Source organism: Rhizobium sp. BE258 (genome assembly GCF_031457345.1).
Lineage (GTDB): Bacteria > Pseudomonadota > Alphaproteobacteria > Rhizobiales > Rhizobiaceae > Rhizobium.
Genome location: NZ_JAVDWL010000003.1, coordinates 729,964 through 745,513, shown reverse-complemented (window position 1 = coordinate 745,513; position 15,550 = coordinate 729,964). Strand labels below are relative to the sequence as shown.

Annotated in this window: 13 protein-coding genes and 1 riboswitch; of the genes, 4 read left to right on the top strand and 9 right to left on the bottom strand. The window is 62.7% G+C overall.

Features of this window, described 5'->3' with window-relative positions; translation table 11 throughout:
* Positions 1-181: 181 nt before the first annotated feature.
* Positions 182-1,132, bottom strand: a complete 951-nt coding sequence (locus J2X43_RS14190) for a nucleoside hydrolase (protein ID WP_310294802.1) — start codon at positions 1,130-1,132, stop codon at positions 182-184.
* A gap of 70 nt (positions 1,133-1,202) precedes the next feature.
* Positions 1,203-1,622 carry a cobalamin biosynthesis protein gene (locus J2X43_RS14185; protein WP_310294800.1) on the bottom strand — a complete coding sequence of 140 codons (420 nt, stop codon included), beginning with the start codon at positions 1,620-1,622 and terminating at the stop codon, positions 1,203-1,205.
* 104 nt (positions 1,623-1,726) lie between these two features.
* Between J2X43_RS14185 and J2X43_RS14180 the strand changes: the two genes are divergently transcribed.
* Positions 1,727-2,512, top strand: a complete 786-nt coding sequence (locus tag J2X43_RS14180; RefSeq protein WP_310294799.1) for a TSUP family transporter — start codon at positions 1,727-1,729, stop codon at positions 2,510-2,512.
* Here the strand turns inward: J2X43_RS14180 and J2X43_RS14175 are convergent.
* Complete coding sequence (locus J2X43_RS14175) at positions 2,509-3,186, bottom strand: isochorismatase family protein (RefSeq protein WP_310294797.1); 678 nt, start codon at positions 3,184-3,186, stop codon at positions 2,509-2,511. The two genes, J2X43_RS14180 and J2X43_RS14175, sit on opposite strands and share 4 nt — an antisense overlap.
* Before the next feature lie 168 nt (positions 3,187-3,354).
* Between J2X43_RS14175 and J2X43_RS14170 the strand changes: the two genes are divergently transcribed.
* Complete coding sequence (locus tag J2X43_RS14170) at positions 3,355-3,717, top strand: nuclear transport factor 2 family protein (RefSeq protein WP_310294795.1); 363 nt, start codon at positions 3,355-3,357, stop codon at positions 3,715-3,717.
* A gap of 2 nt (positions 3,718-3,719) precedes the next feature.
* Complete coding sequence (locus J2X43_RS14165; RefSeq protein WP_310294930.1) at positions 3,720-4,517, top strand: helix-turn-helix transcriptional regulator; 798 nt, start codon at positions 3,720-3,722, stop codon at positions 4,515-4,517.
* Here J2X43_RS14165 and J2X43_RS14160 read toward each other — a convergent pair.
* Genes J2X43_RS14160 through cobU form a run of 5 tightly spaced genes read right to left on the bottom strand, consistent with a single transcriptional unit; the run spans position 4,514 to position 11,124 of the window.
* Positions 4,514-4,939 (bottom strand): EamA family transporter, encoded by a 426-nt coding sequence (locus J2X43_RS14160; RefSeq protein WP_112387101.1) that lies wholly within the window; start codon positions 4,937-4,939, stop codon positions 4,514-4,516. The genes J2X43_RS14165 and J2X43_RS14160 overlap by 4 nt on opposite strands.
* Positions 4,939-5,571 (bottom strand): cob(I)yrinic acid a,c-diamide adenosyltransferase, encoded by a 633-nt coding sequence (gene cobO / locus J2X43_RS14155; RefSeq protein WP_310294793.1) that lies wholly within the window; start codon positions 5,569-5,571, stop codon positions 4,939-4,941. The genes J2X43_RS14160 and cobO overlap by 1 nt, the downstream gene beginning before the upstream one ends.
* A 19-nt stretch (positions 5,572-5,590) precedes the next feature.
* On the bottom strand, positions 5,591-9,544 hold the full coding sequence (gene cobN / locus J2X43_RS14150; protein ID WP_310294791.1) for a cobaltochelatase subunit CobN: 3,954 nt from the start codon (positions 9,542-9,544) through the stop codon (positions 5,591-5,593).
* A 3-nt stretch (positions 9,545-9,547) separates the two neighbouring features.
* Positions 9,548-10,594, bottom strand: coding sequence for a cobalamin biosynthesis protein CobW (gene cobW, locus J2X43_RS14145; protein ID WP_310294789.1), 1,047 nt, complete (start codon positions 10,592-10,594; stop codon positions 9,548-9,550).
* Positions 10,595-10,599: 5 nt separating this feature from the next.
* The gene (gene cobU, locus J2X43_RS14140; RefSeq protein ID WP_310294787.1) at positions 10,600-11,124 is read right to left on the bottom strand and encodes a bifunctional adenosylcobinamide kinase/adenosylcobinamide-phosphate guanylyltransferase; all 525 of its coding nucleotides are present in this window, start codon (positions 11,122-11,124) and stop codon (positions 10,600-10,602) included.
* 317 nt (positions 11,125-11,441) lie between these two features.
* Positions 11,442-11,833, bottom strand: a riboswitch (cobalamin riboswitch).
* A 222-nt stretch (positions 11,834-12,055) separates the two neighbouring features.
* Between cobU and J2X43_RS14135 the strand changes: the two genes are divergently transcribed.
* Complete coding sequence (locus tag J2X43_RS14135) at positions 12,056-13,846, top strand: chloride channel protein (protein ID WP_310294785.1); 1,791 nt, start codon at positions 12,056-12,058, stop codon at positions 13,844-13,846.
* Here J2X43_RS14135 and J2X43_RS14130 read toward each other — a convergent pair.
* Entirely contained in the window at positions 13,843-15,297 is a 1,455-nt protein-coding gene (locus tag J2X43_RS14130; protein ID WP_310294783.1) for a cobyric acid synthase, read from the bottom strand. The genes J2X43_RS14135 and J2X43_RS14130 overlap by 4 nt on opposite strands.
* Positions 15,298-15,550: the final 253 nt, after the last annotated feature.

Genomic DNA, 15,550 nt, shown 5'->3' with positions numbered 1-15,550 from the left:
TGGTCTATGCCCGCCGCTTGGCGAGGTCAACGGCGGCGAAACGCCGGCAATTGCCGATTGCCGTTTCGCCGCCGACTCAATTTACGAACAATCGGACTCTAAATCTGAGGAAATGGCCGGATCGAATTGATAGGACTCAGCAAAGTCAAACCAGGCGGAAACCGCCCGGTCGTTGGTTGCATCAGGCTCGTAGAAGCGTATCCCGGATCAGATCGACGACCTTTTCCGACTGGATGCCGGTGCAGACGATCTGGCTCGGCAGATTGTCCCAGTCGCCCGGCGGGAAACGGCGCCCATCCGGCTTGACGATCGTCTGGCCGTCGGCAATGCCGCCGCAGACGACGCGCACCGCGCCCGTCACAGTCGTGAACAGCTCGGGCGCCACGACATAAACCGCGGCGCAGCTGTCATGCACCATCATGCCGTCTTCGACCGCATGCTTGTAGAAATCGATATAGAACTGCGACAGGTCGTTCAGCAGCTTCACCGCCGCATCGCCCTTGTCGGCGGCGGCCTTCAGATAGCTGCGGCTCATCGTCGTGATCGCCGTGACGTCGAGGCCGATGACCGCGACCTTCCACGGCGCCGTCATCACCACATCGGCGGCTTCCGGATCGCCATGGATATTGGCTTCGGCGACCGGCGTGACATTGCCCGGCACATAGAAATTGCCGCCCATGATGACCACCTGCTTCACCAGCTTGGCGATCTCAGGATCTTCCTTCAGCGCCAGCGCCAGGTTGGTCATGCGGCCGACGGCAACCAGTGTCACCTCGCCCGGATTGGCCCGCACCGTGTCGATAATGAAGCGATGCGCCGGACGCGGATCGATGGGAAGATCGATCGTCGCGGGCACGCCGATATTGCCGAGACCGTCATCGCCATGCACGAAAGTTGGCCAGCCGATTTCCTTGCGCGAGGGATCGAACGTGACGTTCGCGCCCTTGGCGACGGGTGCCGCGATGTTCCATTCGCGCTTCAGGAACAATGCGTTGCGCGTCGTCGTCTCGATCGAGGCATTGCCAAAGATCGTGGTGATGCCGATCAGATCAATGTCGGGGTGGCGATGCAGGAAGAGGAGCGCCATGGCATCATCGACGCCCGGGTCCGTGTCATAAATGAGCTTGTGCATGAAATATCCTTCTCATTCTCGTCGCAGAAATCCGGGGATCTCCGCGAGGTGGCCGACACCATAGCGCCGGCTATTCTTTCTGCAACAGGATGCGCGCGATGGCGGCCGTCGCATGGGCAGATTTGATTTTCGGCACCAGCAACTCTGCCGCCGCTCCCGCAGCAGCCAGCGCCGCCGACTCGGCAACACCATGGCAGCCGACAAGCCTAAAGACGGCGGCCGAAGGGTTCTTGAGACGCGGCGTCTCCTGCTCCAGGCGCGCGGCGGCAAAGAAGACCGGCGTGATTTGAAATTCCTGCGACAGCGTCAGGATTGCGGGCTCCCCGGAACGGCTGCCGATCGAGGCAATAGCCGCAAGCGCATCCGGCCCGATCCCACCGATCTCCATGGCCTGCTTCGCCAATGCCCGCACCTCGTCCACAGGCGTTCCCCGCTCGCAGCCAAGGCCGAGCACGTATGATTTCGATCTGTCGGCGGCGAAGGACGGCATCGCATGAACCTGAAAGGGCAGACTGTGTCTCCGCAGCCATTGCAGGTGAGTGCGGGAAATGCAACATGGCGCCGCTTTCTCCCGCCTGCCCACAGAGTCCCGCCGTGTCCGATATTGCCCCTCATCTCCTCGCCCTTCTCTGCCTCGCCGCCTTCTGCGCAGGCTTCGTCGATTCGATCGCCGGTGGCGGTGGACTGATCACCGTGCCCGCCATGCTGATATCAGGCATTCCGCCGCTGCAGACGCTGGGGACCAACAAGGTGCAGTCGATGTTCGGCGCCGCCTCGGCCACGCTTGCCTATTCGCGCAAGGGCCATGTGAACCTGCGCGAGCAGCTGCCGATGGCGATGATGGCCGTGATGGGCGGCGCGCTTGGCGCGGCGCTGGCAACCATCGTGCCCGGCGACGTGCTGCGCGCCCTGATGCCGGTTCTGCTGGTCGCGATCGCGCTCTACTTCGCCTTCAAGCCCAATCTCAATGACCTCGACACCCATCGCCGCATCACGCCCTTCGCCTTCGGCATGACCTTCGTGCCGCTGATCGGCTTCTACGACGGCGTCTTCGGCCCCGGCACCGGCTCTTTCTTCATGCTCTCCTTCGTCACGCTTGCCGGTTTCGGCATGCTGAAGGCGACGGCGCATACCAAGCTTCTGAACCTCGGCTCGAATATCGGCGCCCTCATCGTCTTCGCCTCTTTCGGCGCGACGCTCTGGACGATCGGACTGATGATGGGTGCCTGCCAGTTCCTCGGCGCGCAGGTCGGCTCTCGCCTTGCCATGCGCACGGGCGCGAAGCTCATCAAGCCGCTGCTGGTCGTCGTCTGCATCGCCTTCGCGATCAAGCTAATCGCCGACCCCGCCAATCCGCTGCGCGTCTGGCTGGGCATCTAACCCGGCGCCTTGCCGAAACTGATCGCATCTATCTTCGTCAGCTTCGTCTTCGCCGAAACACCGGGCGCATTGGCGAAATGCCAGGTGACATATTGCTCCGCATAGGGATCGGTGGACGACATGCCATCGACGGGCAGCACCACATCCATGCCCTTCAGCGCCGCATAAGCAGCCGTATTCAGCACCGCTCCCTCCGAAGCCGTGCCGGTGACGATGACCGTCTTGATATGCCGGTCGGTGAGTATCTTTTCGAGATCGGTATTGATGAACTTGTTGGCGCCTGACTTCACGATCGGATCGCCATCCTTGGGCGCCAGCACCGTCGCGATATCCTCAGGCGCCGCATTCGACGTGATGCTGTAGACGACCGGCGCCCCGCTGTCGCGCGCCTCCTTCATCAGCTTCGCCACATGGGGCAGCTCGGCAATGCAGCGCGGCTTGACCTTGGTATTGCACGGCCCCTTGTCCGGGTTCTGCGCCCCGTTGAAATCCAGCAGCAGCAGCGCCGTGGTCGAGGGATCGACGGTCACCTCGCCGAGCTTCGGCGCCGACGGAACCTTGATCTTCTTCCACTCGTCGACAACGGTTGCCGCATGCGCGGAAGACCAGCCAAGAGCGGATGCCAGAAGCGCCAGTTGCGCCACCCGTGCCGCATATGCCGAAAGCGATGTCATCAGGCCGTCCTCCATCTTCGAAATCGATGGCCAAACCTTCCGGCGGATGACGGCAGTGTCAAATCACCAAGCCGCGAGCTTGATTACCTCTCGCGTAATTGATGAGCGAACGGCCTTTGCCGATGATCGCAATGCCTGGACGAACCGGGCGATCAAAGGAGACATGACATGACCGACGCGAGCAACACCGCCGAACGCTACATCGCCATCTGGAACGAGGAGGATGCCGACCGCCGCCGCGCGCTGATCGCCGAAAGCTGGGCCGAAAACGCCACCTATATCGATCCTCTGATGCGCGGCGAAGGTCACGAGCAGATCAACGCACTGGTCGATGCCGTACAGACCCGCTTCCCCGGCTTCCGCTTCAATCTGATCGGTGCCGCCGATGGCCACGGCGACAACCTGCGCTTCTCCTGGGGGCTCGGCCCCGACGGCAGCGAGGCGATTATCAAGGGAACGGACTTCGCCCTGCTTGAAGGCGGACGTCTGAAGGCCGTACACGGTTTTCTCGACCTCGTTCCGGAAGCCTGATGATGATGACCTCAGCCCGCTCCCTCGGTGACCACCTCCGCGACTGGCGCAAGCTTCGCCGCATGAGCCAGCTCGATCTCGCCCTCGAAGCGGAGATTTCGCAGAGGCACCTGAGCTTCATCGAGAGCGGGCGCTCGACACCGAGCCGCGACATGTTGCTGCATCTGGCAGAACGGCTCGGCGTTCCCCTTCGGGAACGCAATCCGATGCTGCTCGCAGCCGGCTACGCCCCGCTCTTTGCCGAGCGCTCATTGGACGATCCGGCCCTGAAACCGGCAAGACTGGCTGTCGATATGGTCCTGAAAGCGCAGGAGCCCTTTCCGGCCCTCGCGATCGACAGGCACTGGACGCTGCTTGCCGCCAATGCGGCAATCGCACCGCTGCTTGCGGATGTCACTGAGAAAAGCCTGCTCGAAGGCCCTGTCAACGTCCTGCGCCTCAGCCTGCATCCAGGAGGATTGGCACCTCATATCGTCAATCTCGCCGAATGGCGCGCGCACCTTCTGGAGCGGCTTCGCCAGCAGATCGACACCTCGGGCGACCCGATCCTCGGCGCACTTCTCAAGGAATTGCAGGAGCTTTCTCCTGGCGGCACCCCGGCGGATGAGACAAAGCACGATTATGCAGGGATCGCCGTACCGCTACGGCTGCACACTTCTGCAGGCACGCTATCGCTGATTTCGACCACCACCGTGTTCGGCACGCCTGTCGATGTCACGCTCTCGGAACTGGCGATCGAATCCTTCTTCCCCGCCGACGAGGAAACGGCCGCAATCCTGCGAAAGCCAGCAGACGGCTAGAACAGCGCCAGCAGTAGCGCCCCGCCCGCGATCATCACCACGCCGAGCCAGTTTACCAGCCCAAGCTTTTCGCCGAGGAAGACGACGCCAAAGACGGCGACGAGCACGATCGACAGCTTGTCGATCGGTGCCACACGCGCCGCATCGCCGAGTTTCAATGCCCGGAAATAGGCGAGCCAGGACGCTCCCGTCGCGGCACCTGACAAAGCCAAGAACAGCCAAGTCTTGCCGGATATGCTGGAAAGCGGCTGCCACTGGCCGGTGGCGGTGACGATACCGGCCAGAATGGCGATGATGACCACCGTCCGGATCAGCGTCGCCAGATCCGAGTTGACGCCAGCCACACCGATTTTCGCAAAGATCGCCGTCAGCGCCGCAAACGCCGCCGACAGAAACGCCCAGAATATCCAGCTTTGCGCCATCAGAACTCCACGCCCGGCTGCCCTTTGATGCCGGAGCGGAAAGGATGCTTGATCAGCTCCATCTCGGTCACGAGATCGGCGATTTCGATCAGCTCGTCCTTGGCATTTCGGCCGGTCAGCACGACGTGAGTCATATACGGCTTTTCGGCCTTCAGGAATGCGACAACGTCGTTGATATCGAGATAATCGTAGCGCAGCGCGATGTTGATCTCGTCGAGCAGCACCATGGAATTGCGCTCGTCGCGGATCAGTTCCTTGGCCTTCTCCCATGCGGCTGTTGCCGCCGCCACGTCGCGGGCGCGGTCCTGCGTTTCCCAGGTAAAACCCTCACCCATCGTGTAGAACTGGCAGACATCGGAAAAATGCTTCTCGATCAGATCGCGTTCGCCGGTCCACATGGCGCCCTTGATGAACTGGACGACGGCCGATGGCTTGCCATGGGCGATATGGCGGAAGATCATGCCGAAGGCCGAGGACGACTTGCCCTTGCCCTTGCCGGTGTGAACGATGATCAGGCCCTTCTCGTCCGTCTTGGTGGCCATGATCTTGCCGCGCGCGGCCTTCTTCTTCGCCATCTTCTCGTTATGGCGCGCATCGTCCTTTTCGGCGGTGTCTACTGGTTCTTCGCTCATTGTCTTTCCTGATGAAATGTCATGCTGTCTGTTTATGATGTGATGGCGCAAGATCGAAGCGCGCCGAATTGCTGCGTGGCGTCCAGAGATGCCGGTCGATCGCCTCCATCAGCCGCTCCTTCATCTCTTCGAGGGCTGCCGGGTTCTTTTCCCCCATGAAATCACGCACCTTGGCATCGGCGACGAAGGCCTGATAGACGGCTTCGAAATGATGGTTGCCGACAGCGCCGGTCGTTGCCGCAAAAGCAAAGAGATAATCGACCGTGGCAGCGATCTCGAAGGCACCCTTGTAGCCATGGCGCATGACGCCATCGATCCATTTCGGATTGACGACACGCCCGCGCACCACACGGCCGATCTCTTCCTCCAGCGAACGGATCACCGGCTTTTCCGGCCGCGAATGGTCGTTGTGATAGATCGACGGCCTGACACCGCCGACATGCTCGGCCGCCGCCGCCATTCCGCCCTCGAACTGATAATAGTCGTCGCTGTCGAGCAGGTCGTGTTCGCGGTTATCCTGGTTCTGCACCACCGCCTGGATCGAACGCAACCGCTCCTCGAAGATGCCGCGCTCCGCCCGGCCCTCTTCGGCCGCGCCATAGGCATAGCTCCCCCAGACGAGATAGGCTTCCGCCAGATCGGCGCGCCGCTCCCAGCCCTTCTCGTCGATCAGCGCCTGCAACCCCGCGCCGTAAGCGCCGGGCTTTGAGCCGAAGATGCGATATCCGGCGCGCTTGGCCGCCGACACTTCATCCAGGCCGGAAACCGCAAGCCGCGCCGCCTCGCCGCGCATCCGCTCTGCAATCGGATTATCCGCCGCATCCTCATCGAGAGCGCCGACAGCGCGGATCGCCTTGTCGAACAGCGCGATCTGTTCCGGAAAGGCATCGCGGAAGAAGCCTGAAATCCGGAGCGTCACATCGACCCGCGGCCGCCTCAGCATCGCCGGCGGGATGATTTCATAGCCGGTGACGCGGCGCGAGGTCATGTCCCAGACCGGCTTGACACCGATCAGCGCCAGCGCCTGGGCGATATCGTCCCCACCGGTGCGCATGTTGGACGTGCCCCAGGCCGTCAGCCCGAAGGAAACCGGCCACTCGCCGTGATCCTGCACATAGCGGCGGACCAGCAGCTCCGCCGATTTCTTGCCGAGTTCATAGGCTGCTGGCGTCGGCACCGCGCGGCTGTCGACGGAATAGAAGTTCCGCCCCGTCGGCAGCACATCAGGCCGCCCGCGCGTCGGAGCGCCGGAGGGGCCGGGAGCGACGAAACGGCCGTCGAGGCCGGTGAGGAGCGCCGAAATCTCGGCGGCTCCGCAGGCGAGGATCGAGGGTTTCAGGCGGGATTCGATCTCTGTGAGGACGGATTTGGTCTGGGGCCAGCCAGCCGGGCATTCGGTTTCGCCGGAGACGAGCTTGGCGGCCAGCAGTTCGATGCGTTCGACGGTGTCACCATTGGTACGCCAGGGGGCGTCGAGGATGTCGGCCAGGATGGCGGGGCGTGAGCCGGTCCACGGCGCGGCCATGTTGCAGTCGAGGGGATCGAATTTGGCGCTTGTATGCGGGGTACCCCCCTCTGCCTTGCCAGGCATCTCCCCCTCAAGGGGGGAGATCGACTCGTGGTTGGCCTCTCGCAAAACAGTTGAGGTCGAAGCGAGCGGTTCCGCCCAGCCAATCTCCCCCCTTGAGGGGGAGATGTCCGGCAGGACAGAGGGGGGTATCACACCCACCAACCCCAAATCCCCAGCAATCGCCCGCTGCAGACTCTGATCCCCGCCCTCACCCAATCCACGCGGCACTCGCGCCAGCGCCACGGTCAGATCCGTCAGCAACCGCCCCTTGGGCGACACCCCGAACACATGCAGCCCATCGCGGATCTGCATTTCCTTGAGATCGCAGAGATAGGCATCGAGCTTCTTCAGCGCCTCATCCTCGGTCTCGCCCTTGGCAATCCCGGCATCGCTGTCGAGGCCGATATCGGCGACCAGATCGAGGATCTGCTTCGACAGCAGCCGGATACGGCGCGGATCGCTGCCGGATGCCTCGTAATATTCGTCGACCAGCGCCTCCAGATCCTTCAGCGGACCATAGCTTTCAGCCCGCGTCAGCGGCGGCGTCAGGTGATCGATGATGACGGAGGCCGTCCGGCGTTTGGCCTGCGTGCCCTCGCCGGGATCGTTGACGATGAAAGGATAGAGATGCGGCAGCGGCCCGAGGATCGCCTCCGGATAGCACTCCTCCGAAAGCGCCAGCGCCTTGCCCGGCAGCCATTCGAGATTGCCATGCTTGCCCATGTGAACAACCGCATCGGCGCCGAATTCCTGGCGCAGGAAAGCATAGAAGGCGAGATACCCGTGCGGCGGCACGAGATCGGGCGAATGGTAGCTTTCCTTCGGATCGATATTGTAGCCGCGGGCCGGCTGGATACCGGCGAGCACATTGCCGAACCGCGTGAATGGCAAAGCAAAGTCACCATCCACAACATAGGGATCGCCCGCCGGCACGCCCCAGCGCGCCGTCATCTCGTCTTGAATCTTTTTCGGAAGAGACGCGAAGAACGCCTTGTATCGACTCATGGAAAGCGTTTCGCGGATCACCTTTCCGTCACGCCCGGAATTCGTCGGCCCCTCCGAGAGATGGCGGATCAGCGCATCGCCATCGTCAGGGAAATCCGCGACATCGTAGCCCGCCCCGCGCATCGCCTTCAGCACCTCGACGGTACCCGCAGGCGTATCGAGGCCTACGCCGTTGCCGAGGCGCCCGTCGCGGTTCGGATAGTTGGCGAGCACCAGCGCCACACGTCGCTTCTCTGCTGGTTTTCGCCGTAGCCGCGCCCAGCCGGCGGCAAGCCTCGCCGTATAACGCATCCGCCCTTCATCAGGCTGGCTGGTAACGATATTCGCTTCGACAGCAGCATCATAGCGCGCTGCCGACTTGAACGAGACGGCACGGGCCAGAACCCGCCCATCGACTTCGGGCAGCGCGACGTTCATCCCGAGATCGCGCGCCGACAGCCCCTGCGATGACCCGGCCCATGCCTCGCGCGACGAGGCAGACAGGATTGCCTGCAGCACCACGGCGCCGCTTTTTTCCAGCACGGTCGATTCACGCAGAGCGCCGGGCGCCGACACCGCAAAGCCCGTCGTGTTGACCACGACATCAGGAGGCGCCTGATCGAAAATGCTGTCGATGATGCCCTTGGAGACCGGGTCTTTCAGGCTGTAGGCAAAGACCGGCAGCGGCCTGAGACCTTCCGCCGCCAAGGCCTCGATCATCGCCTCGACCGGTGCGGTCTCGCCGCTCTGGACGAGGGCGCGGTAGAAGCTGATGGCGGCGATGGGGGCGTCGTTGGATGTCGAGGGGGGTGCCACGTTCCGCAGCATCGCCGCAGACAACACTCCCCACTCCTCAACCCCAACGACTCCCCGCCCCGGCCACCATATCCCGGCCTTCATCAACGGCGCGGCCGCACCGGGTTTTTCACCACCCGACAGCATCGCCGCCGCATAATCCAGCAGCCGCCGCGAGTTCTCGTCACCGCCTTCGATCAGGTAAGCCCACAGCGCATTGAGATCATCGAGCGCCACATTGGAAAACGGCGTCAGCCCCGCATCCGGCTTGGAATCCCCGGGCAGAACGGCAATCCGCGCGCCGTGCCGCGCCGCGCAGGAATGCAGAGCCTCCAGCGCATAGTGAAAATAGCTGGCGCCGCCGAGCGGCCTGATAATGATGAGCTTTGCGTGCCGCGCCGTGCGCTCGACATAGGCATCGACGGACATCGGATGCTTCAGGCTCATCAGGCTGGCAAGCCGAAGCGTCAGCGGTGAACCGCCGCCCTGTCCGTGGGCGGCGGCGATGGCCGCAAGCTCCGTATCCGCCGCAGACAGGAACAGGATATCGCCGGGCGACTGGCCAAGATCGATGGCCTCGTCACCGTCGCTGATCGTTCCTTTCTGGGCGAGAAGCAGATGCATGGATCAGACGAGCGCCTCGATGGCCTTGCGCACCGCCGCCTCGTCCATGTCGTGCAGACCGATAACGACGAGACGCGTGCCGCGCGTTTCGCCGGTGGCCCAGGCGCGGTCGAAATACTGGTCGATACGGCTGCCGACAGCCTGGATCTGCAGGCGCATCGGCTTGCCCTCGACTGCGGCAAAGCCCTTCAGGCGCAGCACATCATGCTCTGCAATCACGCCCTTCAGCTTCTCGATGAAAGCACCCGTATCGGCAATCGCACCAAGCTCGACAACGAAGCTGTCGAACTCGTCGTGATCGTGCGGCGTGCCGTCCTCATGCTCCAGCTCGTGATGGGATTTGCGGTTGGCGATGTCTTCCTCGGTGCCGACGCCGAGGCCGAGCAGAACGCTTGCCGGAACGTCGCCGTTCTTCGCCTCGATCAGCGCCGGCTTGCGCGAAATGCGCGACGCCACTTCGTCACGGACGCGGATAATGCCTGCGGCATCCAGCAAGTCCGTCTTGTTGAGCACAATCAGATCGGCGCAGGTCAGCTGATCCTCGAACAGCTCCTCGATCGGGCTCTCGTGATCGAGCGACTCGTCTTCGGCGCGGCGCGCATCGACGGCATCGTGGTCGTCGGCGAACCGTCCGGCGGCAACGGCGGCGCTATCGACGACGGTGATCACGCCATCGACGGTCACTTCGCTGCGGATATCGGGCCAGTTGAAGGCGGCGACCAGCGGCTGCGGCAGCGCAAGACCCGAGGTTTCGATGACGATATGATCGGGGCGCTGCTCGCGCTCAAGCAGCTTGGTCATCGTCGGAATGAAATCGTCGGCAACTGTGCAGCAGATGCAGCCGTTGGTGAGCTCGATGATATCATCCTCGGTGCAATTCTCCGCGCCGCAGCCCTTCAGCACTTCGCCATCGACGCCGAGATCGCCGAATTCATTGATGATCAGCGCGATCTTCTTGCCGCCGGCATTGGAAAGCAGGTTGCGGATCATCGTCGTCTTGCCGGCGCCGAGAAAGCCGGTGATCACGGTTGCGGGGATCTTCTGGTTCATAAATTTCAACCCTTCATTTTCAGCGGCAGCCCTGCCGCGATAAAATACACGTCCGCGGCGGAGGCCGCGATCATCTGGTGCAGCCGTCCGGCATGATCGCGGAAATCCCGCGCCATCCGGTTCTCGGGCACGATCCCGAGGCCGACTTCATTGGAAACAAGCACGAGCCGCGCCCTTGCCTTCGGTAGCCAGGCGGCAAGGTTCGCAGATTCCGCCGCCATATCCCGCTCGCCCATCATCAGATTGGTGACCCAGAGCGTCAGGCAATCGACAAGGATAGCCCGCCCTTCGCTATCGATTGCCGACAGGCAATCGACAAGCTGCAGCGGCTCCTCATGCGTCGTCCAGGACGGCCCGCGATCGTCCCTGTGGGCGGCAATCCGCGCCCGCATCTCGTCGTCCCAGGCCCGCCCGGTGGCGACATAGTGGCGCTCGAGGCCGCTATCGGTGATCAGTTGTTCGGCGAAACGGGATTTGCCGGAACGAGCGCCGCCGAGGACGAAGGTGGTGCCGGACAGGGAGCCGCTCATGCGCAAAGGCCTGCGGCGAAAGTTCTGCGCTCTCCCTGCACTCCCTCGTTCCTGTGCTCGTCACAGGAATCCAGCCACGGCGCGTCTGCGCCGTGAATGACTCTGGTGCTTTGGAGGAGAAGTCTCTCCGCCGCGCAGACGCGCGGCGACTGGATTCCTGTGACAAGCACAGGAATGAGGGCAGAGATGGGAGCCCGCGACACGGCGAAAGACCGAGGCGCCTCGCCCTTCCATCGTGCCAAAAACAGCACCGAACTATTCGTTTCAGCCATGACAACCTCCGTGCTGGCAGCGGACAGGATTGCCCTTGGGTGGGCTCTTCGCCCGGCACGGTTGGCAGGTCTCCTGGCTCGCGGTTCGAGGCCCCGACAGGGATGGCGCAAGGCCATCCCTGATCGTGCCAGCGGATCTTCCTCGCCTTCCCGGCTGCATTCTCGTGAAAAGGCGGACGATTCGTAGAAATGGAGGCGTCCAGCCCCTGCTGATCACGATGCATTCCAGTGGCTTTTCCGGTGTCCTTGAGCCACCGCCCTGCCGCAGAATGCGGCGATCAGGCGGTGGTGCCGGTGCACCGGATGGAAGACCCTGACCGCTCTACAGTCGCGGGGTCGGCTGTGATGAAGACGCCCGGTTTGGGTCCGCCCCGTCACATTCCCTTTTCATCCAGGGCGGCAATCACCGCTCCGGAACCATCCGTTATTGATTTCATCGTTAGGCGTGCGGCAGTGCGAAGTCAATCGAGCCTGACACGATGGAAAATGCCGCATCTTAACACGACTGAGTCTACCAAACAGATAGTCTATTAAATTCATTGACTTACGGGCATATTTCGCTTGCCGCCGCCTCGCTTTTGCTGCAATTGCTCGCGAAATCATGCGGCGCGAAAAGCCTGCTTCCTTGATCCTTCCTCCCGTCGCCTAGTTCTGTCATCATGCTCACGAAAACCGATATCGGCCGCCTGACGCGGCGCCATCTCAAATTCGATTTGGCGCGGCTGCGCGCGCTGGCGCGCCAGAACGAAATGGGCATGGTTTTCGCCGGTGGCGCGGTCGGCGTCATCTCCGGCTGCGCGGTCACCGGCATGAGCCTGATCTCCCGGGAGATGCACAGCCTCATCTTCGGCATCAGCGATGTCGATCGTCTCAGCTCCTCTGATATCAGCAACAAGCTTCTGCTGCTCCTGGCACCGGTCTGCGGCGGCATGCTTCTCGGCTTGCTGCTCTTCATCCTCAGCAGGACGCGCAAGAAGCCGATGGTCGACCCGATCGAGGCCAATGCGTTGCATGGTGGCCGCCTGTCGCTGACCGACAGCATCATCGTCGCCATCCAGAACCTGATCTCCAACGGCTTCGGCGCATCGGTGGGGCTCGAGGCCGGCTATACGCAGCTGGCGGCAGGCCTGGCCTCGAAGCTCGGCCTGAAGCTACAGCTGCGCCGCGCCGATCTACGCGTCCTCCTCGGCTGCGGTGCGGCAGGCGCTATCGCCGCAGCCTTCAATGCCCCGCTAACCGGCGCCTTCTACGCGTTCGAGCTGATCATCGGCACCTACACCATCGTCTCGCTCACACCCGTTGTCGTTTCCGCCCTGCTCTCGACGCTGGTGGCACGGCTTCTCGCAGGCAACGATTTCACCATCGACGTCGGGAGGTTCGGCACTGTGGTGCCGGCCGATTATGTGCCGGCCATTCTGCTTGGCGCCTGCTGCGCCGGTGCTGGCATCCTGATCATGCAGGGCGTTTCCTTTGTCGAGGAACTGGCCCGCAAGAGTTCCGTACCCACGCCGGTACGCCCGGCGCTCGGCGGCATCGTTGTCGGCCTGCTGGCCACAATCTCTCCACAGGTGCTGTCGGCTGGGCATGGCGCCTTGCATCTCAACCTGGCGCATCAGGTGGCGATCCCGACGCTTGTCGGCATCCTGCTGTTGAAGTCGCTTGCATCTGCAGTGTCGATCGGCTCCGGCTTCAGGGGCGGCCTGTTCTTTGCATCGCTGTTCATGGGCGCGCTTCTCGGCAAGCTCTTTGCCTATTCCGCGCCGTTCTTTGCGCATGCCTCGCTGACACCCGAAGTCTACGCCGTCGTCGGCATGAGTTCACTCGCCGTCGCCATCATCGGCGGACCGCTGACGATGACCTTTCTGGCGCTCGAAATCACCGGCGACTTCCCGATCACCGTATTGGTGCTCGCCGCGGTCATCACGTCCTCGCTCGTCGTGCGCACCACCTTCGGCTACTCCTTCGCCACCTGGCGTTTTCACCTGCGCGGCGAAAGCATCCGCAGCGCCCACGATGTCGGCTGGATCCGCAATCTGACGGTCGACAAGCTGATGCGCGCCGACGTCAAGACCGCCAATGCCGCAACTACTGTCGAAGAGTTCAAGAAGGCTTTTCCCGCCGGCGCCACGCAACGCGTCATCCTCGTCGATGACACAGGCAAATATGCCGGTCTGGTGCTGGTGCCGGAAATTCATGCGAATCCGATCGCCACCGACGACGAGGGCAAGGGGCTGGAGAGCTTCGTGCGCTACAAGAACGATTTCCTGCGGCCGCAGATGAATGCCAAGCAGGCAGCTGCCATCTTCGACAAGAGCGAAAGCGAAGCGCTCGCCGTGCTCAACAATCTGATCGAGCGCAAGGTCGTCGGACAGCTCAGCGAAAGCCACACGCTGCGCCGCTACAGCGAAGAGCTCGACCGGCGGCGCCGCGAAATCTCCGGGGAAATCTAGCCGAGCAGCCGGTTCAGCCAGTCACGGTCAAGATGCGCCTCAAGCTCCGCCGCAACGGCATCCAGCGCCCGGTCGACGCTCTCGGCGTAATTGCGCCTTTCGCCCTGAAGACCGAAACTCTGCAGCAACCGGCTGCGATAGGCATCGCTGGAAAACAGGCCGTGAAGATAAGTGCCGATGATATGTCCATCCGCAGATATGGCACCATCGGCGGCACCATCCACCACGGCCGACGGCCGGCTGCAATCCAGCCCCTCGGTCACGCCGAGATGGATCTGATAGCCTGACAGCGGCGTACCGTATTCGGCAGAAACAGCATGGCTGTTGCGAACGGTCTTCTCCGGCGCCATGACGGTCTCGACGTCGAGCAGCCCGAGCCCGTCAACTTCCGACGTTCCCCCCTCGATGCCGAGGGGATCGTGCACCTTGCGGCCGAGCATCTGATAACCGCCGCAAATGCCGATCACCCGGCCGCCGCGCCGGACATGGGCGGTCAGATCGCGATCCCATCCCTCAGCGCGAAAATCGGCAAGGTCGCTGATTGTCGATTTGGAGCCCGGCAAGACGACGAGCGCCGCGTCTTCGGGCAGACGCTCCCCGGCGCGCACGAACACCAGCTCGACATCGTCTTCGGCTCTCAACGGGTCGAGATCGTCAAAATTGGCGATCCGCGGCAGAACCGGAACGGCGATCTTCAATGCGGCTCCGCTTCCCCGCGCCAGCTTTTCAAGAACGACCGAATCCTCCGCAGGTAGCCCGCCTGCCGCCTTCAGCCAGGGCACGACGCCGAAGCACGGCCAGCCGGTATAGCGGCCGATCGCAGCAATCCCATCGTCGAAAAGCGAGACGTCGCCGCGGAACTTGTTGATGATATAGCCGGATATCATCGCCCGATCGGCATCGTCGAGGATCGCATGCGTCCCGACCAGCGAGGCGATGACACCACCGCGATCGATATCGCCGACCAGCACGACCGGCACGCCGGCCCTTGTCGCAAAACCCATATTGGCGATATCGCCCGGGCGCAGATTGATCTCCGCCGGCGATCCCGCGCCTTCGACGATCAGGAGATCGGCGCCCTCGGAAACCGTCCCGAAACTCGACAGTACAAATTCAAGCAGTTGCGGCTTCAGACGCTGATAATCACGCCCCTTTGCCTGCCCCCAGACCTTGCCCTGGACGATAATCTGGCTGCCGTTCTCCGATTGCGGCTTCAAAAGCACCGGATTCATATGAACAGATGACGGTGTGCGCGCAGCCAGCGACTGCAACCACTGCGCCCGGCCGATCTCGCCGCCATCGTCGGCAACGGCGGCATTGTTGGACATGTTCTGCGGCTTGAAGGGCCGCACCGTCAGCCCGCGATTGGCCGCCAGCCGGCAGAGACCGGCAACGAGCACCGTCTTGCCGACATCCGATCCTGTTCCCTGCAGCATGATGGCTCTGGTCATGGGACGAGGCCTACAACGCGTTGCCTCGCGCGGTCAACGGCAGGGCCAGAAACACGAAAACCGCGCAGGCAGTAAGCCGCGCGGTTTGCCGTAAACTCTGGCGTATTCGCCCATACACGGCGAAACTCGTCTTCTCCGGGACGCAAAACCTGATCCGGAGAACCGGCGGTTTGTCCCCCGCCGTGGCTACACTGATAACGCGACATCCTTACCGGAGAGTTATTGAGGCCTTAAGCAAACATGAATTTTGACC

Coding starts and splice junctions, on each gene's coding strand:
- J2X43_RS14190 (WP_310294802.1), bottom strand. CDS start 1,132: ATGCACAAGCTCATTTATGACACGGACCCGGGCGTCGATGATGCCATG.
- J2X43_RS14185 (WP_310294800.1), bottom strand. CDS start 1,622: ATGCCGTCCTTCGCCGCCGACAGATCGAAATCATACGTGCTCGGCCTT.
- J2X43_RS14175 (WP_310294797.1), bottom strand. CDS start 3,186: ATGACATCGCTTTCGGCATATGCGGCACGGGTGGCGCAACTGGCGCTT.
- J2X43_RS14170 (WP_310294795.1), top strand. CDS start 3,355: ATGACCGACGCGAGCAACACCGCCGAACGCTACATCGCCATCTGGAAC.
- J2X43_RS14165 (WP_310294930.1), top strand. CDS start 3,720: ATGATGACCTCAGCCCGCTCCCTCGGTGACCACCTCCGCGACTGGCGC.
- J2X43_RS14160 (WP_112387101.1), bottom strand. CDS start 4,939: ATGGCGCAAAGCTGGATATTCTGGGCGTTTCTGTCGGCGGCGTTTGCG.
- cobO (WP_310294793.1), bottom strand. CDS start 5,571: ATGAGCGAAGAACCAGTAGACACCGCCGAAAAGGACGATGCGCGCCAT.
- cobN (WP_310294791.1), bottom strand. CDS start 9,544: ATGCATCTGCTTCTCGCCCAGAAAGGAACGATCAGCGACGGTGACGAG.
- cobW (WP_310294789.1), bottom strand. CDS start 10,594: ATGAACCAGAAGATCCCCGCAACCGTGATCACCGGCTTTCTCGGCGCC.
- cobU (WP_310294787.1), bottom strand. CDS start 11,124: ATGAGCGGCTCCCTGTCCGGCACCACCTTCGTCCTCGGCGGCGCTCGT.
- J2X43_RS14135 (WP_310294785.1), top strand. CDS start 12,056: ATGCTCACGAAAACCGATATCGGCCGCCTGACGCGGCGCCATCTCAAA.
- J2X43_RS14130 (WP_310294783.1), bottom strand. CDS start 15,297: ATGACCAGAGCCATCATGCTGCAGGGAACAGGATCGGATGTCGGCAAG.